This is a genomic window from Microbacterium candidum (genome assembly GCF_030315975.1).
Classification (GTDB): domain Bacteria; phylum Actinomycetota; class Actinomycetes; order Actinomycetales; family Microbacteriaceae; genus Microbacterium; species Microbacterium candidum.
In genome coordinates, this window is record NZ_JASXSZ010000001.1 from 119186 (window position 1) to 142932 (window position 23747).

The window sequence follows — 23747 nt, forward strand, 5'->3', positions numbered from 1 at the left end:
GTTCTCTCCGGTCTGCACGGATTCATTATGAGCAGTCGTTCATAATGAAGTCAAGACCCGGGAAGAGGATCACGCGACATCGTCGGCATCAAGGTTCCGCCGACAGCGGACCAGGCTGCGCGACAGCACGACGATCCGGTTGACTGCACCCATGAGACGTGTGCTGCTGCTCGGGGGAACGGGATGGCTCGGGCGGGAGGTCGCCCGGGCGGCCGTCGCCGAAGGCGCCGAGGTCGTCTGCCTCGCGCGCGGCCACTCGGGCGAGGCTCCCGAGGGTGCGCGGCTCGTCAGCGCGGACAGACGGAGCCCGGACGCCTACGACGCGCTCACGGGCGAGTGGGACGAGGTCGTGGAGTTCTCATACGATCTCGGGCTCGTCGCGCCGGCCCTCGACGCGCTTGCCGATCGCGCTGCGCACTGGACGCTCGTCTCGACCATCTCCGTCTATGCACGCAGCGACGAACCCGGCGCGGACGAGTCGGCGGAGATCGTCGCGCCGAACGACCTCACGCAATACCCCGACGCCAAGGTCGCGGCCGAGCGGGCGACCGCGGCGCGGGTCGGTGATCGCCTGCTGATCGGCCGTCCAGGGCTCATCGTCGGCCCGGGCGACCCGACCGACCGGTTCGGGTACTGGCCGGCTCGCCTGCATCGCGGGGGCACCGTGCTCGCTCCGACGACCGAGGGGCGCTTCGTGCAGGTGATCGACGTCCGGGACCTCGCATCCTGGATCGTCTCGGCGGGCACGAAGCAGCAGACCGGGACGGTCAACGCGGTCGGCGCCGTCCACGCGCTGGAGCAGTTCCTGACCGATGCGGCGGCCGTCACAGGATTCGAAGGCGAGCTCGTGCATCTCGACGACGACAGGCTGCTCGAATGCGGGGTGAACTACTGGTCAGGACCGCGCTCGCTTCCGCTGTGGATCCCGGCCGAGGATGTCGGGTTCGCGCAGCGCGACGGCTCCGCGTTCCTCGCGTCCGGCGGCACACTCCGGCCGCTGGACGAAACCCTTCAGCACACCCTCGACGACGAGATCGCCCGAGGTGTCGACCGTCCCCGACGCGCCGGCCTCACCGCGGCCGAGGAGTCCGAGGTGCTCGCCGCGACGGTATGAGGTCGTTCAGGCGAGGGATCCGAGCCACAGGCCGAGGCCCGCGAGGACGAACGCCCCCAGGGCCATGCCGATCGTGTGCACCGACATCGCGCGCCATCGTCCCTGCTGCGCGAGGCGCACGGCCTCGTAGCTCGCCGTGCTGAACGTCGTGTACCCGCCGAGGAATCCGGTGCCGATGATCAGCCGCCACTCCGCGGGCAGCACACCGGCTGAAGCCAGGCCGACCACGAGCCCGAGCAGGAATGACCCGGTCAGGTTGATGATCATCGTCCCGAGCGGGTAGGCCTCGACCCGCAGCCGGATGATGCCGTCGAGCATGAACCGGCACACCGCGCCGATCCCGCCGGCGACCGCCATCGCGATCACGACCCAGACGGTCATGCGCGGCGCCCGATCCGCGCGGCGATGGCGATTCCGGCGAGGGATGCAGCGGCTCCGAGAACGATCGTCGCGCCGATGTAGGCGAGGGCCGGCCACGTGAAGCCCAGGAGATCGGTGTCGACCGCGAACGCGCTGTAGGTCGTGTACCCGCCCAGCACGCCGGTGCCGAAGAGCAGGCGGATGCTGTGCCCCGGCGCCTCGTCCTCACTCCGGAGGGCGAGCGCCTCGAGCAGCCAGCCGAGCGCGAAGGCGCCGGTCACATTCGCGATGAGGGTCGCGACCGGCCACCCGGTCGGGAGGGCCAGCGCCAGCGCCCACCGCAGCAGCGTCCCGGCCGCCCCGCCCGCGAAGACGAGCGCAAGGTAGCGCGGACGCAGGTGCAGGGGCCGGTCGGACATCGCGCCCATTCTGCCAGGACGGCCCGGGGCGACCCCTCGACAAGCTCGGGAACCGAGAGCAGGACGACCCCTCGACACGCTCGGGGACCGGGAACAGGACGACCCCTCGACACGCTCGGGGACCGGGAACAGGACGACCCCTCGACAAGCTCGGGAACCGGAAGCGGGACGACCCCTCGACAAGCTCGGGAACCGGAAGCGGGACGACCCCTCGACAAGCTCGGGGACCGGAAGCGGGACGACCCCTCGACAAGCTCGGGGACCGGGAGCATGACGAGCTCGGGGACCGGGAAGGGCCCGGGCGTCAGGCGACGGGCTCGGCGAACGGCTCCTCCGGCTCGACCGGCGGCTCCAGAGAGCCGGCAGCGGCATCCGCATCCACTCGCGCCGACCGCTTCGGGGCCGCGCTGCGCACCGCTCCGATGCTCGCGGCGATGACGAGCGCGATCCCGACGAGCTCCACCCACGTCATCGCCTGCCCGAGGAGCACGAAGCCCGCGAGCGTCGCGGTCGCCGGGGACGCCGCCATGAGGATCGCGAAGACGGATGCGGGCATCCGGCGCAGCGCCATCAGCTCGAGCGCATACGGGATCGTCGACGACAGGACGGCGACGGCCGCGCCGAGACCGACCACCGACAGCTGCAGCAGCTGGGCTCCGGCATCCAGGACTCCGAACGGAAGAGCGACCACCGCGCCTATCGTCATCGCGATCGCGAGTCCGTCGAGCTTCGGGAACTCGCGGCCCACGCGCGCCGACGACACGATGTACAGCGCCCAGCTCGCGGCGGCGCCGAGCGCGAAGAGCACGCCCAACGGATCGAGATGGTCCCACCGGCCGCCGCCGAGCGCGAGGACGCCCGCGAACGCGAGAGCGGCCCACAGCCACGCCGACGCCCGTCGCGCGGCGACGATCGAGAGAACGAGCGGCCCCAGGACCTCGATCGTGACGGTGACTCCGAGCGGCAGCCGCGACAGCGCCAGGTAGAACAGCCCGTTCATGAGCGCCAGCACGAGGCCGAAGCCGACCACCGCGCGCCACCCCGACGCCGTGTGGCCGCGCAGGCGCGGCCTCGCGATTGCCAGCAGGATGACGGCGGAGAAGACGAGACGCAGCATGACCATGCCGAGCGGCCCGGTCTTCGGGAAGAGCAGGACGGCGATGGAGGCGCCGACCTCCTGGCACAGCATCCCGGCCACCACCAGGAGGATGGCCGGTGAACGCGTGGTCACTTGGCCGGCGGGGCGCATATCGCGGACTGGGCGATCGCGTCGGCGTACTGCTGCGCGGTCCACGGCAGGCCGGCGGCCGGCGCCTTCTTGCCCTTCTCCGCGGGGGCCTTGGAGGCGATCGCGGCGAGCTCCCACGCGAGGTACTCGGCGACGGAGGCGCCTGCGCCCGAGTTGTTGAGCACGACGGCCACGGTCAGCCCCGTCGCCGGGTCGGAGAACGCGGCGGTCGCGTAGCCGGGCACCGCGCCGAACTGCCCGATGAGGTTCCCGGCCTGGTACGCCCCGCCTGCGGCGGTGTACCAGGACGGCGTTCCCGCGGCCACCGGCTGCGGAGAGGCGAACCGCTTGGAGCCCTTGGGGGTCAGCGTGCCCTTCGCGAGCGCCTGGACGTACGCGCCGAGGTCATCGATGTCCGAGACGACACCGGCGGCGGACGAGCCGAGGGAGGCCGAGGCATCCGTCACATCGGCGGGCTTGTCACAGACCCATTTGCCGTCCGCCCCCTTGACGGAGTTGAGCCCGGTCAGCGCCGTGCCGGTCGTGTGCGGCGTGGATGCGGACGCCCCCGGCAGCGCCGTGGACGGCAGCCCCAGCGGGGCGAACACCTTGTCATGCAGGATCTGCGCGATCGTCTTCCCCGTGACCCGCTCGAGGATGACCCCGACGAGCACGTAGGCGGCGTCGGAGTCGTGATACGCGGTGGCGCCGCCGGCGGGCAGCGTCTGACCGAGTCCGTAGGTGACGAGCTCGTGCGGATCCCACTGGCGCGTCGGGTTGTCCGCCATGACCGGCCCGAGCGAAGCCCGGTACGAGCCGATCGGCGCGGTGCCGTCGCACAGCTGGCGCAGGGTCGTCTTCCCGAGGTCGGGGTACCCGGGGTCGTAGGTCGAGAGCGGCTTGTCGACGTCGACGGTGCCGTCCGCCGCCACCTGGTAGAGCGCGTCGCACGTCATCGCCCGTGTGACGTCGGCGATGCGGAAGTCCATGGCGGTCGTCACCGCGGTCTTGTCCGTCGGCGACTGCGTGCCGAGACCCTCGACCCAGTCGCCGGCCCACGGAGCCCAGACCCCGACGATGGCTCCGGACGCGCCGGAGGCGGACATCGCCGCGTGCACCGCATCCTGCAGCTGCTTCTGCGTGTCCTTCGCGAAGTCGCCGCCGTTGCCGGCGACGGCCGCATGCTCGGCGGCTGGCGTGGGAGCGCATCCAGCCGTGGCGAGGGAGAGCGCGATGACTGTCGCGGCCACCGCCGCCATCCGGCCCTTAGCCGTCGGGACCCGCATCCTCACCCCCCGGTGATCGTGCCCAGTGCGGAGTTCCCGCCCTTCGATTCAAGCACAATCACTGGAGGTTCCCCCCTTGGCGTTTCTTAGGCTGTTCTCATGGTTCACACCTTCGACGACTCCGCGCTGGCCGGCGTGCTCGGCCACATGAACTCCGACCACACGGATGACAACCTCCTGATCGTCCGCGCGTTCGGGCAACCGAATGCCACCGAGGCGACCATGACAGGGTTCGACGGGGACGGCGGCGACTGGCGCGCGATGCTGCCCGACGGATCCGCGGTCGACGTCCGCGTGCAGTGGCCGGGCGGGCCGATCAGCGAGCGGCCGCAGGTCCGCCGCGCGGTCGTCGAGCTGTACCGGGCCGCATGCGACCGGCTCGGCATCGACGCGCGCGCAGAACATGGTTAGGCGAACCTAATTAGGTTCAGCTAACATGAAGGTATGGCTGACCTCATCCCGTTCTCGACCGCCCTTCGCGAGCGCTCCAGCGGCGCCCACTCCGGCAGCGAACACGCCGGATTCATGGCCGACCTCATCCAGGGCCGCGGGACACGCGATGACTACATCGACCTCACGGCGCAGCACTGGTTCATCTACGACGCCCTCGAGGAGGCCGCCGACCGGATGCGGCACGATCCGGTGGCGTCGGTCTTCATCACCGATGCGCTGACCCGGCTGCCGGCGATCGAGGCCGACCTCGAGTTCCTCCTGGGGCCCGACTGGCGCGACCGCATCGAGCCGCTCCCGGCCACCGAGGAGTACATCGCGCGCATCCGCACCGTCGGAGCGACCTGGCCCGGCGGCTTCGTGGCCCACCACTACACGCGCTACCTCGGCGACCTGTCGGGCGGGCAGTTCATCGGCAGGCTCATGCAGCGTCAGTTCGGGTTCGAGACGAACGGCATCTCGTTCTACCTGTTCGGCGACATCGCCGACCCTAAGGCCTTCAAGGAGGTCTACCGCGAACAGCTGGATGCGGCGCCGTGGAATGCCGCCGAGCAGGAGCGCGTCATCGACGAGGTCCTGCGCGCCTACGAGTACAACACGGCCGTGTTCGCGGACCTCAGCCGCGCCAAGGCCGCCGCGTAGCAGGCGTCAGGAGGCGGATGCGGCCTCCCAGACGCGCTGCATGAACCGCTGCACGTCCGGGTCCACCCGGATGTCGCTCGGGCGGAGCGGTCGCGTGAGGTACAGCCCCTCGAGCGAGGTCAGTCGCGACAGCGCCACGTACGTCTGCCCCGGCGCGAAGGCGCCGGAGCCGAGGTCGACGATCGCGCGGTCATACGTCTTTCCCTGCGACTTGTGGATGGTGACCGCCCACGCGAGCCGGAGCGGGAACTGCGTGAACTCGGCGACGATGTCGCGCGTCAGCTTCTTCGACGACGGGTCGTACGCGTAACGGAACCTCTCCCATACGGCGGGCTCGACGTCGTGCTCCTCGCCGTCGACGTCGACGCGCACGGTGCCGCCCGCGATGCGCGTCACGGTGCCGATCGTGCCGTTGACCCAGCGCGGTCCCTCCCCGAACTGCTGGGTGTCGTTGCGCAGGAACATCACCTGCGCGCCGACCTTGAGCTTGAGCTCGACGTCGGCCGGGTACACGTCTCCGCGGCCGAAGTCACCGCTCACCTCGGCGACAGCGGTCTGCTCGCGCCCGCCGAGGTCTGCCAGGTGCTTCGCGTTGATCGCATTGACGCGGTCGTTGCGCGTCGCGAGCGTGATGATCGGCGCCTCGCCGTCGGTGGAGGGCGGCGGCGTGCGCGCACCCGTGTCATTGAGGACCTTCGCGATGTCGGCCGTCACGCGGCCGTACCGCACGGCGTTCAGCATCGCCTTGAAGGCGGGGTCGGACTGGCGGTGGATGTCGCGCAGCTCGCGCACGTTCAACGGGGCGCCGTATTCGCCCTCGCTCAGCATGCCGCCGAGCATCCCTTCGTCGTCCTCGACCCGGCCCGTCCACACGCGCGCGTCGAAGAACCAGAACGAGCGGTAGTGGTCGTCGACGTACCGGCGCTCGTCGCCGCGCGGCGGCACGGGTGCGAGCTGGTACGGGTCGCCGAACATGACGACCTGCACGCCGCCGAACGGCTCGCGGCGCCGTCCGCGGGCCTGTCGCAGCGAGCGGTCGATCGCATCCATGAGGTCAGCGCTGACCATCGAGATCTCGTCGATCACGAGCGTGTCGATGGCGTTCAGGATCTTGCGTGTCGCGTCCGACTGCTCGAGCTCCTGATCGGCGATCAGGCCGATCGGCAGCCGGAAGAGGGAGTGAATCGTCTGCCCCTCGACATTGAGCGCGGCGACCCCGGTGGGCGCGCACACGACGATCTGCTTCCTCGTGTTCCAGGCGAGGTGCTGCAGCAGCGTCGACTTGCCCGTGCCGGCCCGGCCCGTGACGAAGACGTGCTCGCGCGTGTCCTCGATCAGCCGGAACAGGGCCTCCTGCTCGGCCGAGAGCTCACGCACGGTCATCCGAACCATGCTAGCCGCCAGGGCTTTTCCAGCCGCCCTTTCTAGACTGACCCTGTGGGCCAGGGGGGTGCGCACGCGCACGATGCGACGACGGATGCCGCGGCATCCGTCTCGGAGGCGACCCTGCCGCCGCCCCCTCCTCCGCCGCCGCTCCCTCCCTCGCTTCCCGCGGACCCGCGGTCGGTCGACGCCGACACGACGCCGACGGACGTCGTGGATGCCCCGGCCGCACCGATCGCGGCTGTGCCGCCTGCATCCGCGGAATCGCCCCCATCCGCCGCGCGGAAGCGCTCCCTCGCGCGCGACCTGACCCTGCTCGGCGCGGTCGGGGTGCTGCTGGTCGCCGCGCTCGGCGCCGGCACGGCCACCCTGTTCCAGCAGTTCTACAGCCCGACCGCGTTCGTGACGCGCTACCTGGAGATGCTCGCCGACCACGACGCGGCGGACGCGCTCGCTGTGCCCGGCGTCACCGTGGACTCCTCCGAACTCGTCGCCGCCGGGCTCCCGGAGCGCGCCTCGGACGCGCTGCTGCGGCAGTCCGCGCTCGGCTCCCTCACCGACATCCACGCCGTCAAGACCGTGGACCACGACGGCATCACGACCGTCACCGTCGCCTATTCGGCAGGCGGACACCCCGGCACCAGCGACTTCGACGTCGAGCGGGCCGGATGGATCGGCATCGCGCCGGCATGGCGGTTCGCGAGCAGCCCGCTGGCAGTCGTGGATCTGACGGTGCGCGGGTCGATGCAGTTCAGCGTCAACGGATTCGAGGTCGACAAGAGGCAGGTCTCCGCCGAGGCCGCGGACGACCCGCTTGCCGCCGTGCCGCTGCTCGTCTTCTCGCCGGGACTGTACTCAGTGACCGTCGACACCCCGATCTCCCAATCGCCCGGCATCGCGGTGCTCTCGAACACGCCGATGAAGGCGACGCCCATCGACATCCAGGCGCAGCCGACGAAGCAGTTCGAGAAGGCCGTGCAGACGCGCGTGCACGACTTCCTCACCGCGTGCGCGACGCAGAAGGTGCTCCAGCCGACGGCGTGCCCGTTCGGCTATGTCGTCGACAACCGCATCACGGCGCCGCCGACCTGGTCGATGGTGTCGCAGCCGGCCATCGCGCTCTCGCCCTTCGGCGCCGGCTGGAAGATCGATCCCGCCCACGCCGTCGCCCATATCAAGGTCGACGTGCGCTCGCTGTTCGACGGCTCGATCCGGCACGTGAACGAGGATGTCGAGTTCATCGTCACCGGCACCGTGACGTCTCAGCCCGACGGCTCCGCCGCCATCAGCGTGACGGGCATCGACCCCGACTGATAGTTCTCGGAGATCCCCGCGCTTCGTCTCGGTCGTCCCCACGCCCCTCGCTCGACGACCGACCGGGAGAAGCCGCCCTCGCTCGTTGAGCAGTCGGCAGAACGTCAGTGGCCGGCGGTGGTGCGGGCGTCGCGCTCGGCCAGGGCCGCGAGGCGTGCGTTGTACTCCTCGAGCTCGGCATCTCCCGTGCGATCGGCATGCCGGTCACGGCGCTTCTGCAGCTTCTCGTCGCTGCGGCTCCACTGGATCGCGACGACGATCGCGAGGATGAGCGTCGGGATCTCCCCGATCGACCACGCCGCACCACCGCCGATGTACTGGTCGTCGAGCGGCGTCGGACCCCACGTCCGGCCCATCGACCCGAACCACTCGGCGACCATGAGCCCCGTCTGCATCATGATCGCGATGCCGAAGAACGCGTGGATCGCCATGACGCCGATGAGCGTCAGCAGCCGGAACGCATACGGCGCCCGGTACGGCACCGGGTCGATGCCGATGAGCGACTGCACGAACAGGTAGCCGGTGATGAGGAAGTGGACCGTCATCCACTCGTGCCCCAGGTGGTCGTACAGCGACCAGCGGAACAGATCCGTGTAGTAGAAGATCCACAGCGACCCGACGAAGAGGCCGGCCGCCACCCACGGGTTCGTCAGGACCCGCGCGAGCGGCGTGTGCACGGCCCACAGGATCCACTCGCGTCCGCCGCGGGATCCGTCACCCCGCTTGTGGATGCTGCGCGCAGCCAGCGTCACCGGAGCCCCCGTGACGAGCAGCAGCGGGATCGCCATCGTCAGGAGCATGTGCCCGATCATGTGCACGCTGAACAGGTAGTCCGCGTACGCGTTCACCGGACCGCACGTGACCCAGAAGAGCGCCAGCATCCCGAGCACCCACATGACGGTGCGGTAGATCGGCCAGTGGTCGCCGCGCCGATGCAGGCGCCAGGCGCCCGCGAGGTAGAAGAAGAGGCCGAAGCCGACGACGAACACCCACAGCAGGTCGATGTTCCACTCGGTGAACCAGCGGGCGAGCGTCAGCTCGGGCGGGAGCGACGCCTTCGTGAGCCATTCGGCCGGGGTCGGGAAGGATGTGGGGACCTCTCCGGCGGGCGGCGCGGTGCGGGCGAGGGCGGCTGCGGCGCCGCTCGCGACGCCCATGACGGCGAGCTCGACGACGATCAGGCGCCAGAACAGGCGGGACACCGCATCCTCTCGCAGTCGACCGATCAGGCGCGTGCGGTAGATCGCGCCGAGGAATCCGATCGTGAGAAGGGCGACCACCTTCACGGCGAGGATCAGGCCGTACGGCGAGAACAGCCCGGCGATCGTGCCGATGGCGACGAGGGCGCGCGCGACGCCGGACACCGCGACGACGACGAACGAGACGAGCGCGATCGTCGAGTAACGCTCGAGAACGCGCCCGAGCTCTCTCCGGCCGAGCAGCGGCCGCACGATCACGACCGTGAGGAGACCGCCGATCCACGCCGCCGCGCCCATCATGTGCAGGATGAGCGACGTCGCTGCGATGTTGTGGGTCGCGAGATCCCCGGAGTGGCCCTGCGTCCCCATCGGGACGAGGGTGGCCAGCGCGACGAGGGCGACGACGAGCGTGCCCGTCCACGAGCGGACGGCGAAGGTCAGCACGGTCAGGAGCGCGCCGGCGACGGTCGTGATGAGCCACGTGCGGCCGAGCTCGGTCTGCACGAGGAAGTCGGCCAGCTGCTGACCGGACTGCAGGCCCAGATCGACCTTCGGGTTGAACGCATTGAGGTACGTGAGGTAGCCGGTGACACCGGCGGCGACCGTGAAGACGGCGGCGGAGACGGATGCCACATCCGCCGCCCGCTCGAACGGCTTCTCCCCGGCACGCAGCGCATACAGGGCCAGGATGAGCGACCCGACCATTCCCGCCGCCGACAGATTCACGACCATCGTCGTGATCGGAAGGCCCCAGCGCACGACGGGGCCGGGATCCGCGATCAGGAGGGGCGCCGCACCGCCGCCGACCGCGAGCGCCCAGATCAGGGCGACGAGCGCGGCCGCGGCGAGGATCGCAGGCCCGAGAGCCCGCAGGGCGCGGGGATTCACCCTACAAGCCTACGTTGCGGCGCCCGTGGGACAGACGAGAGGGGGATGCCGCGGCTCGCGGCATCCCCCTCTCGTGGAAGCGTCGGTTACTTGACCGCAGCCTTGAGCTTCGAGCCGGCGGTGACCTTCACGCGCTTGCCCGCGGGGATCTTGATCTCGGCGCCGGTCTGCGGGTTGCGGCCGGTGCGGGCGGCCGTCGAAACCTGCTCGAAGGCGATCCAGCCGGGGATCGAGACCTTGTTGCCCTTGGCGACGGCGTCGGAGACGGTGGCGAAGAGAGAGTCGAGCACGCCCGAGACGGCAGCCTGGCTCTGGCCGGTTGCGCTGGCGATGCTCGCGACGAGCTCGGTCTTGGTGATGGACTTGTCAGCCATTGTGGATGTCCTCCGGAGCGATCGATCGATCGCCCTTCTTGCAACGGACCTGAGGACTCGCGCCCCCCGGCTGGTCGGTTCGACCGCCCCCGAATATACCGAGATTCCGCGGAATCTCGCGGAATTCCGCGCTTAAGACGTCATCTCGGCGGCGTGTCGCTGTGACTGGTGTTGCTGAAGTGACGATTGTTGCGCACCGTGAAGGGTGCGCAGCGCACCGACGACCTCCGCCTCCCAGCGCCGCGCGGCCGCCAGGGCACCCGTGAAGATCGGGATGTCATGCGTCACACCGAGGTATCGCACGGCGCTCGCCTCGACCCCTGCCGCCCGCAGCGCCGCCGCATAGGCGGCGCCTTCGCCGCGCAGCGGGTCGTACTCGGCCGTCAGGATGAGCGCCGGCGGCAGCCCTGCGTGGCCGCCGGCCAGCAGCGGCGACGCGTACGGCTCTCTGGCGCGTGACGTGCGGCCGAGGTACGTGCGGCGCACCGACCACATCTCCCGCAGGGCGAGGATGCTCGGGATGCCGACGGCCCGCGTCGGCGCCAGGTCGATGTGGCGGCCGGTGAGGTCGACGACGGGCACCTCGAGGATCTGCAGCCGGATCGGATGCCCCGCCCTGTCGCGGTTCATGAGCGTCAGCGCGGCCGCGAGGCATCCACCAGCCGACGTCCCCGCGACGCCCACGCGCTCCGCGTCGATCCCCAGCTCGTCCGCGTTGCGGATCATCCAGTCGAATGCGGCGTAGACCTGCTCGACCTGTGTCGGGTAGCGGTGCTCGGGCGCGAGCGCGTAGTCGACCGACACGATCGCGACTCCGGATGCGGCGGCCCGGCGGCGGGCCGCCGCATCCGTCGTCGGGTAGTCGATGCCGCCGATGCGAAAGGCCCCGCCGTAGAGGGTCAGACACGCGGGGATCAGTCCCTGGGCGTCGGGACGGTAGATCCGCACCAGGACATCGGGGTAGCCGGTCACCGGAACGACGTGCTCGGTCGTCGGGATGTCGGGGCCGGGGGTGCCGACGGTGCGGAGCTCCGTGCGGTCCCACGCGATCGCCGCGCGACGGTGCCTCGCGCGCGCTTCGCGTGGAGAGGGCGTGCGCGGCGGCGACTGGGCGGTCGGCGCCGATGCGGCCGGTGCCGATGCGGGAGCGGACGACTCTGACGGCGCCCCGGCAGACGCCGCGGCCGCGGACGGCGCGGCCGCGGTCTTCGCCGGCCGGCGCATCCATGACAGCCGACCCTTGAGGTCGCCGAGTGCCTGGTCGATGAGATAACGGCGATGCGCGTGCAGACGCTCGGCGAAGAGAGGGTCGAGCGGCATTCCGTGATTCTACGACTCCGGCATCAGCGCGTCTCAAGGTTCGAGCCCCGAGGCCGGGGGTTCGCCTCGAAACCGGGCGCGAAGCATCCTGGATCGACGAAAGCCCCCTGGTTCGGGGAACCAGGGGGCTTTCGGAGTGTCAGCGGATGCTCACCAGCTCGACTTGGTCACGCCGGGCAGCTCGCCACGGTGCGCCATGTCACGGAAGCGGACACGCGAGATGCCGAACTTCGTGAGGACACCGCGGGGGCGGCCGTCGATGACGTCGCGGCTGCGCACGCGCACCGGCGACGCGTCGCGCGGGAGCTTCTGCAGGCCGACGCGAGCGGCCTCGCGCTGCTCGTCGGTCGAGTTGGGGTCGATGAGCTGCTTCTTCAGCTCAGCGCGCTTGGCCGCGTAACGCTCCACGACGACCTTGCGCTGCTCGTTGCGAGCGATCTTGCTCTTCTTCGCCATGTGTCAGCGCTCCTCTCGGAATTCGACGTGCTTGCGCACCACCGGGTCGTACTTCTTGAGCACGATGCGGTCGGGGTTGTTGCGGCGGTTCTTGCGCGTGACGTAGGTGTAACCCGTGCCCGCGGTCGAACGCAGCTTGATGATCGGACGGACGTCCTGAGCCTTCTTCGCCATTAGAGCTTCACACCCTTCGCGAGGAGGTCCTTCACGACCGACTCGATGCCGCGCGCGTCGATCACCTTGATGCCCTTGGCGGACACGTTGAGCGTGATCTTACGACCCAGCGACGGGACGAAGTAGGTCTTCTTCTGCACGTTCGGGTCGAAGCGGCGCTTCGTCCGGCGGTGCGAGTGCGAGATGTTGTGACCGAAGCCGGGAACCGCTCCGGTCACCTGGCACACTGCTGCCATTTCGGTGACTCCTTCAATACCGTGAGGCCGGACGGCCCCACCCAAGATCCCTTGTCTGTTCCCACGCTGCAGCGGACCGTTTCCGGCCCGGATGTCATTGTGGGAGCGAACTGCGCACAGGAGAGCGCGCAGACAAAGAGTCAGTCTAGCATGGCGGGGCGTGTCGCCTTGACTCGGGCGATCGCCTCCATCGTTCGATGGATGCCGGCATCCATCGCTCTTGCGATTCGCTCCGGCGCCTCGTCCGGTGGGCTGGAGGGGTGAATCGAGCTTTGCGTTCCCTCCCCGACCGGCTGACGTCCCGGCGTGGAGCCTGGATCTCCCTCGCCCTCGTCGCCCTTGCGGTCACGCTCCTGTTCGGCCTCTTCGGTCGCGCCTCCGCACCGGCGGGCAACGATGTGGCTCCGCCGTCATCCGAGTCCGCACGGGTCGCCTCCCTCGTCGCCTCCTTCCCGGGAGCCGATCGGCAGACGGTGCTCGTCGTCGCGAGCCGCGACGACGGCGCGAGGCTGACGCAGGGAGACCTGACGGCCCTGCGCGCGCTCGGGCCCGTCCTCGAGGACGCGGGCGGAACGTATGCCGCGGGCCCCTTCCCGAGCGATGACGGCAAGGCCGCCGTGCTGCAGACCAAGATCGGCACCGCCGACATGGACGCCACCGCGACATCGGTCAAGGAGGTGCGCGCGGCGATCGCCGATCATCCGATCGACGGGGTGGCCGTGCAGGTCACCGGCGGGCCGGCGTTCGGCGTCGACATCGCCGGCGCCTTCGCCGGGGCGGACTTCACCCTGCTGCTCGTGACGATCGGGATCGTCGCGCTCCTGCTGATCGTCACCTACCGCTCTCCGGTGCTGTGGATCCTCCCCCTCACGGTCGTCGCGATCGCCGATCAGCTGGCCGCGAAGGCGACGGCCGCGATCGGCGGTGCGCTCGCCCTCCAGTTCGACGCGGGGATCGTCAGCGTGCTCGTGTTCGGCGCCGGCACGAACTACGCCCTGCTGATGGTCTCGCGCTACCGCGAGGAGCTCGCGCGCACGCCGTCGCATCGCACGGCTCTCGCCGACGCCTGGCGTGGAACGGTGCCGGCGATCTTCGCGTCGAACATCACCGTCGTGCTGTCCCTCGCGACGCTCGTGCTAGCCGCCATTCCCGGCACGCGCGGGCTCGGGATCGCCTCGGCCGTAGGGCTGCTCATCGCGCTCGTGTCCGCGCTCTTCTTCCTCCCTCCGCTCCTCGCGGTGTGCGGCCGCCGGGTGTTCTGGCCGTTCGTCCCGCGCGTCGGCGACGATCGGCGCCCCGGCCGCGCATGGCGTGCCGTCGCGGTGCGCGTCGTGCGGCGTCCATGGATCCCGCTCGTCGGCGGTGCGGCGCTGCTCGCCGTGATGGCGACGGGGCTGCTCGGCACGACCGTCGGTCTCAGCCAGGTCGAGAAGTTCCGCGTCGCATCGGAGTCGGCGGCCGGGCTCGAGGTGCTCGGATCCCACTTCCCCGCGGGGGAGGCGCAGCCGATGGTCGTCGTCGCCGAGACCGCCCGCGCCGGCGCGGTGCAGAAGGCGATCGAAGGCGTCGACGGAGTCGTGCGGGTGACGCCGGCGGGGACGGACGGCTCGCTGACCCGCATCCTCGTGACGGGCGAGGCGGCGCCCGGGACGACGGCGAGCCTCGACCTCGTCCGCGACGTGCGGGAGGCGGCGCACGGTGTCGCGGATGCCGATGCCCTCGTCGGCGGGGCGGTGGCATCCGATCTCGACGCCCGCGAGGGCAACCTGCGCGACTTCCTCCTCATCGTCCCGCTCGTGCTGGCGGTCAGCCTCGTCGTGCTCATCGTGCTGCTGCGCGCGCTCCTCGCACCGGTGCTGCTGCTGGTCGTGAACGCCGCGAGCGCCGCCGCGGCGATCGGCGCCGGAGCGTGGCTCAGCCGGACCCTGTTCGGGTGGGGTGCGCTGGACCTCCAGGTGCCGCTGCTCGCCTTCCTCTTCCTTGTGGCGCTCGGGATCGACTACACGATCTTCCTCGTGCACCGGACGAAGTCCGAGGTGCGCACGCTCGGCACGCGCGGGGCGATGGTCGAGGCGCTCGCGGCCACCGGCGGCGTCATCACGAGCGCGGGCCTGGTCCTGGCTGGGGTGTTCGCCGCTCTCGGCCTTCTCCCTCTCGTGACGCTCGGACAGATCGGCGTGATCGTCGGCATCGGCGTGCTCGTCGACACGTTCGTCGTGCGCACGCTCATGGTTCCCGCGATCTTCGCCCTCGTGGGCGACCGGATGTGGTGGCCGAGCCGGTTGCAGCGGTCCAGCACGACCGGCCCGAACGCGGAAGAATCGAAGGATGCCGACCCCACCGCGGATCTCGTCGCGGCGCGCTGAGCCCGCGACGGCGGCGCCCGGTTCGGATGCGTCCGAGCCGGGCCCCGACGCCGCCGTGCCGCGGACCCTGTCGGCGCTGCTCGGCTCGATCCGGGTCGGACAGGCCGTCATCACGATCGTGCTGCTCGTGATCGGCGCCTGGCGGGCGATCTCCGATGGCACGCCGCCGGCACTCACGATCGCCGTCGCGGTCGTCTTCGCCGGGTGGTACTTCGGCGGGCTCGTCCTCGCCTCCCGCGTCTCGGACCGGACCCTCGCGACGTGGTGGCTGGTCGGCCTGTCGCTCATCTGGGCGGGCGCGGTGGCGGTGTCCGACGAGTTCGTGTGGCTCGCCTTCCCGATCTGGCTGCTCGCGGGTTTCATCATGCGGATGCGCTGGGCGATCGTGCTCGGAGCCGTCGTGTTCGCCATCGTCGTGGCCGTTCCGGCGGCCCGCAACGGCGGCACGACGTATGCGGACATCATCGGCCCGTTCGTGGGCGCCGTCTTCGCGTTCGGCATCGCGCGCGGCTACCTCGAACTCGTCGAGGACGCACGCGAGCGGCGGCGGCTCATCGCATCGCTCGTGACGGCCCACGACGAGACCGCCGCGCTGCAGGACGAGCTGGCGCGCATGCAGCGAGCCTCCGGCGCGACGGCCGAGCGGGTGCGCCTGTCGCGCGACATCCACGACACCGTCGCGCAGAGCGTGTCGTCCATCGGGATGCTGGCCGGCGCCGCTTTGGAGAGCGGGGATGCGGCCCGCGCGACGCGCGCCCTCGAGCAGATCCAGGACCTCGCGCGCGACGGCCTTGCCGATACACGCCGCATCGTGGCCGCCCTGGTGCCCGCCGAACTGGAGCAGGGCGCCCTCGCCGACGCGCTCGGGCGCCTGCTGACCCGCCTGCACGACGAAACCGGGATCGCGACGGAACTGCACGCGGACGAGCTGCCGACCCTTCCTACCGTGACGGAGGTCGCCCTGCTCCGCACTGCGCAGTCCGCCCTTGCGAACGTGCGCACGCACGCGGGCGCGACGCGGGTCGTCGTGAGCCTCGCCGACGCAGAGGACAGCGTGCGGCTCGACATCGTCGACGACGGCACCGGCTTCGACGCGGCCGGCTGGGATGCGGCGGGCCGCGACGCGCTCGGTGCGGGGGCCGACGGCGGGTACGGACTGCGCGCGATGCGCGCGCGGCTGCGCGAGCTCGGCGGCGGCCTCGAGGTCGAGAGCGTGCCGGGCGAGGGCACCGCGCTCTCGGCGTTCGTGCCCCTCACCGCCGGAGCTCCGGCCGGCGGGACGGTGACACCGTGAGCATCTCCGTTCTCATCGTCGACGATCACCCCATCGTGCGCACCGGGCTGCGCGCCCTCCTCGATCAGCGCGAGGACGTGCGCATCGTCGGCGAGGCGGCGTCCGGCGAGGAGGCGATCGCGCTCGCAGGGCATCTGCATCCCGAGGTCGTCCTGTGCGATCTGCGTCTCGGCGACGGCCTCGACGGCGTGCAGACCACCGTGGCACTCCGCGCCCTCGAGCCGGCGCCGGCCGTCCTCATCCTCACGACCTTCGACCGGGATGCCGAGATCCTCGCCGCGATCGAGGCGGGTGCCGCCGGATACCTGTTGAAGGACGTCCCTCCGTCGACCATCGTGGCGGCGCTCCGCCAGGCGGCCGCCGGACAGATGGTGCTGACCCCGGAACTCGCGGGCCGCGTCGTGCAGGGGATCCGTCGACCGCGCGTGCGCCTGACCGACCGCGAGACGGATGTGCTGCGCATGCTCGACACGGGTGCGTCGAACCGCGAGATCGCGAAGTCGCTCTTCATCACGGAGGGCACGGTGAAGACGCACCTCGTGCACATCTTCGCGAAGCTCGACGCGGACAGCAGGTCGCGCGCCCTGGCGGTGGCGCGGGAGGCGGGTCTGCTCTGATCCGTTCGGAGCGGGTGCGGCGGGAATCGGGACGAGGAGGACTTCAGTGAACGTCATGCAGATCATCGGCGAGGTCATGCTGATCGCGCTCGCAACGATCGTCATCGTCCTGCTGATCGGCGCGTTCGCCCGGCGGGTGCTCGGCGTGCGCATCGGCGCCATCCGGATCATCCTGGCGGGCGTGCTCGCACTGGGCGCCGAGGTGGGGTTCGAGTCCCAGGCGGTGTGGGGCTCCCGAACCTACAACCCGGCGCTGCTGCTCGTTCAGTTCGGCGTCGTGCTGTTCGTGGCCACGACCTTCCTCGTCGTCGCGGAGCTGCTAGTCCCTCAGGGCAGCGTGCCTGGGCCCGGGCACATCGTCCGCGCCGCGCGGAGCACCTCCGCCAGAGCGCGTCGCTACTCCGAGCTGGTGCGGATCGCGACACGGCACAAGCTCGTCCCGTTCAAGCTGAACACCGAGCAGACGAGCGCGGGAGCCGCGGAGCGGACGCGCCAGGCCGTGGCACTGCGCGCCGCTCTCGAGGACGCGGGCGGCGCGTTCATCAAGCTCGGCCAGCTCCTGTCCACACGCACCGACGTGCTTCCCGTCGAGTTCACGACCGCCCTCGCGAGCCTGCAGCAGACGGTCCCGCCGGTGCCCTGGGCAGAGATCGCACCCACCCTGGAGGCCGAGCTGGGCGCGCCCGTGTCCGCGGTCTTCGCAACGATCGATCCCGTCCCGGTGGCCGCGGCATCCATCGGCCAGGTGCACGCCGCCGAGCTTCCGACGGGCGAGCGCGTGGCCGTGAAGGTCCAGCGGCCGGGCATCGTGCCGCTCGTCGAACGCGACGTCGACATCACGCGCCGCGTCGCGAAGCGCCTGGGCGAGACGGCGACGTGGGCACGGCGGTTCGGGATCGAGGACCTCGCCGAGAGCCTCACGGACAACCTGCTCGACGAGATCGACTACCGCATCGAGGCCACGAACGTCGCTGCGCTGGCCGTGATCCAAGAGAGGTACCCGGCCGCTCGCCGCGTGCGGATCCCCCGCCTGCACCGGTCGCTGAGCTCGCGCCGCGTCCTCGTGATGGAATTCGTCGAGGGCTGCACCCTCAGCGACCCGGCTGCGGTGTCCGCTCTGACGGACGAGGTGCGCGCGGGCCTTGCGGCGCGCCTATTCGACACCACGCTGACGCAGATCATCGACGACGGGGTCTTCCACTCCGATCTGCATCCGGGCAACGTCATGGTGACGCCGGATGCCGAGCTGGCACTGCTCGACTTCGGATCGGTCGGCCGCCTCGACTCCGAGGTCCGCGCTCAGGTCGCCGACCTGCTGCTCGCGTTCTCCCGCAGCGATTCGGTCGCATTCGCTGACGCACTCATCGCCTTCGTCGACCTCCCCGACGACGTCGACGAGTTCGCGCTCCGCCGGCAGATCGGCGATTTCCTCTCCCGCCGCCTCGGTCCGGGCGCGGCGCTCGACGCCTCCGCGTTCGCCGAGGTGATGGCCGTGCTCTCCGCGCACGGGCTGAGCGCACCGCCGCAGTTGACCGTGGCCTTCCGCGCAGTCGCCACCGTCGAGGGAACCCTGCGCGTGCTGAGCCCCGACTTCGACCTCGTGGACGCGGCATCCGATTACGCGAAAGAGCGCGTCACCCGCGCGCAGCGCCCGTCGGCGATCATCCGCACCGCCGCGGACGAACTGACCGCCCTGATCCCGCTCGCCCGGCGCCTGCCGCACCGCATCGACCGCATCACCGGGTCCCTCGCCGACGGGCGGCTGGCGGTCAACGTCCGGCTGCTCGCCGACAAGCGCGACCGGGCCCTCGTACGAGAGTTCCTGAATCTCGCCGCGATCACGTTCCTCGCAGGCGTGTTCGGCATCATGGCGGCGATGCTGCTCACGAGCACCGTCGGACCGCGCATCAACGACACGCTCACGCTCTACCAGCTGTTCGGGTATCTGCTCGTGGTGGTCTCCGGGGTGCTGACTCTGCGCGTCGTCTTCGACGTCTTCCGGCGGCGGCAGCGGCGCGACTGACGAGGATTCCCTGCGCGGCCCGGCGCGTGCGCGGTGCGGACGCCACTACTGTTCACGCATGGGGAAGTGGTTCGTTCTCGTCCTGCTGGGCGTCTCGCAGTTCATCATGGTGCTCGACAGCACCGTCATGAACGTCTCGATCTCGACGGTCGCACACGATCTCGGCACCGACATCAGCGGGATGCAGGCGGCCATCACCTTCTATGCGCTGACGATGGCGGCGTTCATGCTCACAGGCGGCAAACTCGGCGACCGCTGGGGTCGCAGCCGCGCATTCCGCATCGGCTCGGTGGTCTACGGCATCGGATCGCTCCTCACCGCACTCAGCCCGAATCTCACGGTCCTGATGTTCGGGTGGTCGCTCGTCGAGGGCCTCGGCGCCGTCCTGGTGATCCCCGCGATCGCGGCCCTCGCCGCGATCAACTACGAGGGCCGCGCGCGCGTCGTCGCGTTCGCCGTGCTCGGCGCGATCACCGGCGCCGCGGCCGCGGCCGGCCCGCTCATCGGCGGACTCGTCACCACCTATTCGTCCTGGCGCTACGTCTTCGTCGGAGAGGCGGTCGTCATGACGCTCGTCCTCATCGTCTCCGGTCGCATCAAGGACGTCCCCGGCGACCGAACCCTGCGCATCGACCTGCTGAGCGTCCTGCTGTCGGCGCTCGGGCTCGGGATGCTGGTGTTCGGCATCCTGCAGAGCAAGACGTGGGGATGGTTCGTCCCCCTCAACCCGCCTGTCATCGGCGGCCAGCCGTTCGCGCCGTTCGGCATCTCGCCCGTGGCGTACCTCATCCTCCTGGCCTTCGTCGTGCTGTGGTGGTTCGTCAAGCGGCAGCAGAAGCTCGAGCGCACCGGCCGCGTGCCGCTGCTGAAGGTCAGCCTCCTGCGCATCCCGGCCCTGCGCAGCGGTCTCACGATGTTCCTCGCGCAATACTTCGCGATCGCCGCGCTGTTCTTCGTCATCCCCGTGTACCTGCAGACGATCCTCGGCTTCAACGCGCTCCAGACGGGCCTGAAGATCCTTCCGCTGTCGATCGGCCTCATCATCTTCTCGATCCTCGGATCGCGCCTGTCCACCGTGCGCACCGCGCGGAACATCGGTCGCATCGGGCAGGTGATCCTCGGCGCCGGGGTGCTGCTCGTCTTCGTCGCCGTGCAGCCGGAGCTCGCCGACTGGCTGTTCGCGGGCGGGATGTTCGTCGTCGGCGCCGGATTCGGGCTGCTCGCGTCCCAGCTCGGGAACGTCAACATGTCGGCGGTGGAGCAGTCCGACACCTCGGAGGTCGGCGGTCTCCAGGGCACGTTCCAGAACCTGGGTTCGTCGTTCGGCACCGCGATCGTCGGCTCCGTCTTCATCCTGCTGCTGACCGGCGGATTCACGACGGCGGTGCAGAACAGCACGGCGATCTCCGACCAGGTGCGCGCAGACGTCGTCGCGGTCGCGTCGAAGGGCGCGCCGATCGTCTCGCAGAAGCAGGCGGAGGAGATGCTCACGAACGCCGGCGTCGACAGCGCCTCGGCGACCGAGATCGCGAAGCTCTACGGCGAGACGCAGGTCGAGTCGCTGCGCCAAGCGCTGTTCTTCGTCTTCGCGCTCACGCTGCTCGGGCTGCTGCTCTCGGCCGGGCTCCCGGCGAAGCTTCCGGATCCCGAGGAGTCGGTGGCAGGCCCGGCGACGGATGCCGATCCCGCATCTGCGTAGGTCGCCCCCTGGACAAGCTCGGGGACCGAGATGCCGAGCGGGTCAGGCGCCCCCGGCGGCGGCCTGGGCGCCGCGACCCCAGCGGAACGGCGAGACCGTGGGGTCGCCGGCGATCCAGAAACGCCACGGGTAGGCATCCGTCCCGGCGAGGCCCGCGACGCCGACGCGCGGACCGGCCGTGACACCGGGGACCTCCGCGACCGGCAGGAAGAGCCGCGCCGTCGCACCGGCGAGCTCCGCGCCGGTGACGGCGTCGATGCCGTCGTGGATCGGGTGGCGGAGACCCACCGCATCCCCGAGCCGCCCGGGGCCGCGCGCGAGCTCGCGAGCCGTCCGCGCCGCGGGGCGACGCGCGAACGCGCTCTCGAGGCCCTCGACGATCTCGGCCGCGCGCAGCAGCACACCGCCGGCCTCGCCCTCCGGGCCGCACACGATGTTGACGCACGAATGGATGCCGTGGCTGAGGTACACGTACAGGTGGCCCGGTTCGCCCCACATCGTGGCGTTGCGCGCCGTCCGCCCCATCCGCGCGTGCGAGCCGGGGTCGGGCCGGTCTCCCGTGCCGCGACCGTGGTAGGCCTCGACCTCGGTCAGCCGGGCGGCGACGGTCGCGCCGCCGACGGTGACGCGCAGGATGCCGCCGAGCAGGCGCGGTGCGGTGTCGACCGGGAGCCCTGCCAGCATCTCGCGCGTCGCCGGGACGAGCGGGGGTGACCCCGCGACATCCGCCGCGACCTCGGCGTCGGCCCCGCTCACTGCACGGCCTGCGGCGGGACCTCGCACCACGAGATCGCGAACCCCTTCAGCGTCGACACCTCGGTCTTCGTGCCGAGATCGACGATGTGCGTGAACACCTTGTGCGGCATGGGCAGCGCGTACGAGTCGAACGGATTGTTCACGACGTCGGGGGTGACGATCATGGCGAGGTACCGGCCGCTCGGGGACGAGCACGTCTGCACGATCGCATCCGTCCCCGGGATGCTGAACACCGGGGTCGACTTGCCGTCATCCGCGACGACGGCGACGGTCGTGCCCTGCGCGTTCCCGGACGCGTCGATCTGCGCATAGGGACGCGCCGTGCCGGCCTGGGGCAGCGGCGTCGTGAAGCCCATCGTGCCGGGGATGCCCTTCGCACCGGCGAGCGGGACCTGCTTGCCGTTGGTCAGGTCGATCGTGAAGTACCCGTCCGGGCGCTCGATGACGGCTTTCGACGACCCGCGGGCGATGCCGTCGATCTGCGAGCCGGTGCCGAGCTGCGTCTCCTTGCCGGCGGAGGCGCCGGAGCCGCCGAGCAGGAGGCGGCCGTCGTAGGTCAGCAGGAGGATGCGGTCGGTGTCCGGGACGAACCGCCAGTCGGCGATGCGGTGCTCCGTGCCGCTGACCGGGACCTCCTCCGGCTTCTCCCGCGCCGCGCTGTCCTTGAGCGATGAGGTGAACAGCATGCTCTCGCGACCCCCGGTGCTGCCGAGCGACGCATCCGAGTACGTGTATCCGATCAGCTCGCCCTTGTCGGCCATCTGCAGGTCGAGGATCGTGCCCTGGCCCGGCATGATCAGCTCGCGCGCGTGCTTGCCGTCGAGGTCGGTGACGATGAGGTGCGCGTTGCCGCCCTGATCCGAGACCGAGGCGACGAGGTGGGAGCTCGTCGCGCGGAAGTCCTCGATGTGGGGGTTCCGGAACACGACCCGGGACTGCTTGCCGTCGAGGCTCGTGCGCACGATCGCGTCGCCGCTCGAGCTGCGCTGCAGCACGTACACGTCGAGAGACGGCGTGTCGAACGACGTGGTGAGCGTCGAGTCCGGGCCGCCGCCGTACCCCGTGACCGCCGAGATGCGGACGGTGTAGTGCGTGCGGTCGTGCAACGGCAGCGTGAAGCGCACCCCGACGCTGCGCCCCGACGTGTCGACGGTGAACGGCGTCGCGGGGGTGACGGTGACCTGCGCGGGCGTCACCTTGTGGAGCATCTGGTTGGTCGTGAGGATGACGCGCGATCCGGATGCCTCGACCCCCGCTGCGGGGTCGGTCACGGCCGAGGTCACGCGCGGGCCCTGCAGGCCGCTCACCGCAGCCCCGGCGGCGCTGACGCCGGCGAGCACGAGGCCGACGACCGCGAAGCCCGTCCAGAACGCCCGCCGGCCGGGGCGCGTGGTGCGCTCAGTACTCATACGGGTCCTTCGGCTGCGGCACCGGCTGCACGCTCGTGGCGTCGATCTCGAGGGTGCCGTTGCTCGTCGTGCGCACCTTGCCGGTGACGGTGACCCATGTGCCGGTGGACGGAACCTTGCCGGTGGCGGCGATCGGCACGCTCGCCGGGCGGGCGTCGATGACGCAATGCGTGATGATGAGCCGCGTCAGATCGAAGTTGCCGCCGTTCGACGCCGGGGTCGCGAAGCCGATGAGGGTCACCGGATCCCCCTCGAACGAGTCGGGGTTCGTCGCCGTGGCGAAGACGCTCGCCCAGTCGCCGACGCCGAAGTGCGAGGTGTCGCCGGAGGCGGCGAGGCTCACGGTGTCGGAGCCGGCGAACAGCGGCGGGGCGCCGGCATCCCGCGACATCGCGAGCTGGGCGGAGAGTGTGGCGGGAGGGGTCACGAGGACGGCCACGGCGACGACGGATGCCACGGCCCCACCGGTCAGCGCCATGACCCCGATGCCCTCGTGGTCGTGGTCGTGATCGTGGTCGCCATGGTCGTGGCCGTGGTCCTCCTCCGCACCGAGAGGCAGCAGGCAGCTGAGGACGGCGCCGACGAGGAGGAGCGCCGCCATCCCGACCGCGAACCAGCTGCTCGCGGGGTTGACGTAGAGGCCGAGGCGGCCCGTGAGCGCGAGCGTGAGCGTCACGACTCCGAGCACGGATGCGAGCCCCGCGCCGAGCCAGCGCGTGACGACGGACTTCCGGCGCATG

General features: G+C 70.7%; 23 protein-coding genes. 9 read left to right on the top strand and 14 right to left on the bottom strand.

Features of this window, described 5'->3' with window-relative positions; all coding sequences use genetic code 11:
* Positions 1-151 precede the first annotated feature (151 nt).
* Complete coding sequence (locus QSV35_RS00555; RefSeq protein ID WP_286285611.1) at positions 152-1114, top strand: NAD-dependent epimerase/dehydratase family protein; 963 nt, start codon at positions 152-154, stop codon at positions 1112-1114.
* A gap of 6 nt (positions 1115-1120) precedes the next feature.
* Here QSV35_RS00555 and crcB read toward each other — a convergent pair whose 3' ends face one another.
* The 4 genes from crcB to QSV35_RS00575 form a co-directional block, all read right to left on the bottom strand.
* Entirely contained in the window at positions 1121-1495 is a 375-nt protein-coding gene (gene crcB, locus QSV35_RS00560) for a fluoride efflux transporter CrcB (RefSeq protein ID WP_286285613.1), read from the bottom strand.
* A complete protein-coding gene (locus QSV35_RS00565; protein ID WP_286285615.1) occupies positions 1492-1893 on the bottom strand; it encodes a fluoride efflux transporter FluC in 402 nt (133 codons plus the stop codon). Before QSV35_RS00565 ends, crcB begins: the two co-directional genes overlap by 4 nt.
* Before the next feature lie 304 nt (positions 1894-2197).
* Entirely contained in the window at positions 2198-3082 is an 885-nt protein-coding gene (locus tag QSV35_RS00570) for an EamA family transporter (protein ID WP_286287796.1), read from the bottom strand.
* Positions 3083-3120: 38 nt separating this feature from the next.
* Complete coding sequence (locus QSV35_RS00575; RefSeq protein ID WP_286287797.1) at positions 3121-4380, bottom strand: serine hydrolase domain-containing protein; 1260 nt, start codon at positions 4378-4380, stop codon at positions 3121-3123.
* 126 nt (positions 4381-4506) lie between these two features.
* Between QSV35_RS00575 and QSV35_RS00580 the strand changes: the two genes are divergently transcribed.
* Entirely contained in the window at positions 4507-4818 is a 312-nt protein-coding gene (locus QSV35_RS00580) for a DUF2470 domain-containing protein (RefSeq protein ID WP_286285616.1), read from the top strand.
* Between the two features lie 33 nt (positions 4819-4851).
* On the top strand, positions 4852-5499 hold the full coding sequence (locus QSV35_RS00585) for a biliverdin-producing heme oxygenase (protein ID WP_286285618.1): 648 nt from the start codon (positions 4852-4854) through the stop codon (positions 5497-5499).
* 6 nt (positions 5500-5505) lie between these two features.
* Here QSV35_RS00585 and QSV35_RS00590 read toward each other — a convergent pair whose 3' ends face one another.
* Positions 5506-6882 (bottom strand): ATP-dependent DNA helicase, encoded by a 1377-nt coding sequence (locus tag QSV35_RS00590; RefSeq protein WP_286285620.1) that lies wholly within the window; start codon positions 6880-6882, stop codon positions 5506-5508.
* A 54-nt stretch (positions 6883-6936) separates the two neighbouring features.
* Between QSV35_RS00590 and QSV35_RS00595 the strand changes: the two genes are divergently transcribed.
* Complete coding sequence (locus QSV35_RS00595; protein ID WP_286285621.1) at positions 6937-8196, top strand: hypothetical protein; 1260 nt, start codon at positions 6937-6939, stop codon at positions 8194-8196.
* Between the two features lie 104 nt (positions 8197-8300).
* On the opposite strand, the gene QSV35_RS00600 is transcribed toward QSV35_RS00595, so the two are convergent.
* From QSV35_RS00600 to rpmB, 6 genes are all read right to left on the bottom strand, one after another.
* Positions 8301-10283, bottom strand: coding sequence for a bifunctional copper resistance protein CopD/cytochrome c oxidase assembly protein (locus QSV35_RS00600; protein WP_286285623.1), 1983 nt, complete (start codon positions 10281-10283; stop codon positions 8301-8303).
* Positions 10284-10369: 86 nt separating this feature from the next.
* Positions 10370-10657, bottom strand: a complete 288-nt coding sequence (locus QSV35_RS00605; RefSeq protein WP_286285625.1) for an HU family DNA-binding protein — start codon at positions 10655-10657, stop codon at positions 10370-10372.
* A gap of 132 nt (positions 10658-10789) precedes the next feature.
* Positions 10790-11977, bottom strand: a complete 1188-nt coding sequence (locus tag QSV35_RS00610) for an alpha/beta hydrolase (protein ID WP_286285627.1) — start codon at positions 11975-11977, stop codon at positions 10790-10792.
* 150 nt (positions 11978-12127) lie between these two features.
* A complete protein-coding gene (gene rpsN / locus QSV35_RS00615; RefSeq protein WP_286285630.1) occupies positions 12128-12433 on the bottom strand; it encodes a 30S ribosomal protein S14 in 306 nt (101 codons plus the stop codon).
* Between the two features lie 3 nt (positions 12434-12436).
* A complete protein-coding gene (gene rpmG, locus QSV35_RS00620) occupies positions 12437-12607 on the bottom strand; it encodes a 50S ribosomal protein L33 (protein WP_029145259.1) in 171 nt (56 codons plus the stop codon).
* Positions 12607-12843, bottom strand: a complete 237-nt coding sequence (gene rpmB / locus QSV35_RS00625) for a 50S ribosomal protein L28 (RefSeq protein WP_018187658.1) — start codon at positions 12841-12843, stop codon at positions 12607-12609. Before rpmB ends, rpmG begins: the two co-directional genes overlap by 1 nt.
* Before the next feature lie 272 nt (positions 12844-13115).
* Here rpmB and QSV35_RS00630 point away from each other — a divergent pair, with 272 nt between their 5' ends.
* From QSV35_RS00630 to QSV35_RS00650, 5 genes are read left to right on the top strand one after another with little or no spacing between them, the layout of a single operon-like run.
* Positions 13116-15209: an MMPL family transporter gene (locus tag QSV35_RS00630; RefSeq protein ID WP_286285649.1), complete on the top strand. Its 2094-nt coding sequence runs from the start codon at positions 13116-13118 to the stop codon at positions 15207-15209.
* On the top strand, positions 15172-16503 hold the full coding sequence (locus tag QSV35_RS00635; RefSeq protein WP_286285652.1) for a sensor histidine kinase: 1332 nt from the start codon (positions 15172-15174) through the stop codon (positions 16501-16503). The genes QSV35_RS00630 and QSV35_RS00635 overlap by 38 nt, the downstream gene beginning before the upstream one ends.
* On the top strand, positions 16500-17120 hold the full coding sequence (locus QSV35_RS00640; RefSeq protein ID WP_286285653.1) for a response regulator: 621 nt from the start codon (positions 16500-16502) through the stop codon (positions 17118-17120). Before QSV35_RS00635 ends, QSV35_RS00640 begins: the two co-directional genes overlap by 4 nt.
* 55 nt (positions 17121-17175) lie before the next feature.
* Positions 17176-19143 carry an ABC1 kinase family protein gene (locus tag QSV35_RS00645; protein ID WP_286287798.1) on the top strand — a complete coding sequence of 656 codons (1968 nt, stop codon included), beginning with the start codon at positions 17176-17178 and terminating at the stop codon, positions 19141-19143.
* Between the two features lie 58 nt (positions 19144-19201).
* Complete coding sequence (locus QSV35_RS00650) at positions 19202-20842, top strand: MFS transporter (protein WP_286285655.1); 1641 nt, start codon at positions 19202-19204, stop codon at positions 20840-20842.
* A 42-nt stretch (positions 20843-20884) separates the two neighbouring features.
* Here the strand turns inward: QSV35_RS00650 and QSV35_RS00655 are convergent, their stop codons facing one another.
* The 3 genes from QSV35_RS00655 to QSV35_RS00665 form a co-directional block, all read right to left on the bottom strand.
* On the bottom strand, positions 20885-21526 hold the full coding sequence (locus QSV35_RS00655) for a DNA-3-methyladenine glycosylase (RefSeq protein WP_286287799.1): 642 nt from the start codon (positions 21524-21526) through the stop codon (positions 20885-20887).
* Positions 21527-21594: 68 nt separating this feature from the next.
* Positions 21595-23007 carry a hypothetical protein gene (locus QSV35_RS00660; protein ID WP_286285657.1) on the bottom strand — a complete coding sequence of 471 codons (1413 nt, stop codon included), beginning with the start codon at positions 23005-23007 and terminating at the stop codon, positions 21595-21597.
* On the bottom strand, positions 22997-23746 hold the full coding sequence (locus QSV35_RS00665; protein ID WP_286285659.1) for a TIGR03943 family putative permease subunit: 750 nt from the start codon (positions 23744-23746) through the stop codon (positions 22997-22999). The genes QSV35_RS00660 and QSV35_RS00665 overlap by 11 nt, the downstream gene beginning before the upstream one ends.
* Position 23747 lies beyond the last annotated feature (1 nt).

Bases quoted from the DNA above. Each gene is read 5' to 3' on its own strand.
- QSV35_RS00610 (WP_286285627.1), bottom strand. From the start codon at position 11,977: ATGCCGCTCGACCCTCTCTTCGCCGAGCGTCTGCACGCGCATCGCCGT.
- QSV35_RS00565 (WP_286285615.1), bottom strand. From the start codon at position 1,893: ATGTCCGACCGGCCCCTGCACCTGCGTCCGCGCTACCTTGCGCTCGTC.
- QSV35_RS00660 (WP_286285657.1), bottom strand. From the start codon at position 23,007: ATGAGTACTGAGCGCACCACGCGCCCCGGCCGGCGGGCGTTCTGGACG.
- QSV35_RS00575 (WP_286287797.1), bottom strand. From the start codon at position 4,380: ATGGCGGCGGTGGCCGCGACAGTCATCGCGCTCTCCCTCGCCACGGCT.
- QSV35_RS00585 (WP_286285618.1), top strand. From the start codon at position 4,852: ATGGCTGACCTCATCCCGTTCTCGACCGCCCTTCGCGAGCGCTCCAGC.
- rpmG (WP_029145259.1), bottom strand. From the start codon at position 12,607: ATGGCGAAGAAGGCTCAGGACGTCCGTCCGATCATCAAGCTGCGTTCG.
- QSV35_RS00590 (WP_286285620.1), bottom strand. From the start codon at position 6,882: ATGACCGTGCGTGAGCTCTCGGCCGAGCAGGAGGCCCTGTTCCGGCTG.
- QSV35_RS00635 (WP_286285652.1), top strand. From the start codon at position 15,172: ATGCCGACCCCACCGCGGATCTCGTCGCGGCGCGCTGAGCCCGCGACG.
- QSV35_RS00655 (WP_286287799.1), bottom strand. From the start codon at position 21,526: ATGCTGGCAGGGCTCCCGGTCGACACCGCACCGCGCCTGCTCGGCGGC.
- QSV35_RS00665 (WP_286285659.1), bottom strand. From the start codon at position 23,746: ATGCGCCGGAAGTCCGTCGTCACGCGCTGGCTCGGCGCGGGGCTCGCA.
- QSV35_RS00650 (WP_286285655.1), top strand. From the start codon at position 19,202: ATGGGGAAGTGGTTCGTTCTCGTCCTGCTGGGCGTCTCGCAGTTCATC.
- QSV35_RS00580 (WP_286285616.1), top strand. From the start codon at position 4,507: ATGGTTCACACCTTCGACGACTCCGCGCTGGCCGGCGTGCTCGGCCAC.
- QSV35_RS00605 (WP_286285625.1), bottom strand. From the start codon at position 10,657: ATGGCTGACAAGTCCATCACCAAGACCGAGCTCGTCGCGAGCATCGCC.
- QSV35_RS00555 (WP_286285611.1), top strand. From the start codon at position 152: ATGAGACGTGTGCTGCTGCTCGGGGGAACGGGATGGCTCGGGCGGGAG.
- crcB (WP_286285613.1), bottom strand. From the start codon at position 1,495: ATGACCGTCTGGGTCGTGATCGCGATGGCGGTCGCCGGCGGGATCGGC.
- QSV35_RS00645 (WP_286287798.1), top strand. From the start codon at position 17,176: ATGCAGATCATCGGCGAGGTCATGCTGATCGCGCTCGCAACGATCGTC.
- rpmB (WP_018187658.1), bottom strand. From the start codon at position 12,843: ATGGCAGCAGTGTGCCAGGTGACCGGAGCGGTTCCCGGCTTCGGTCAC.
- rpsN (WP_286285630.1), bottom strand. From the start codon at position 12,433: ATGGCGAAGAAGAGCAAGATCGCTCGCAACGAGCAGCGCAAGGTCGTC.
- QSV35_RS00570 (WP_286287796.1), bottom strand. From the start codon at position 3,082: ATGCTGTGCCAGGAGGTCGGCGCCTCCATCGCCGTCCTGCTCTTCCCG.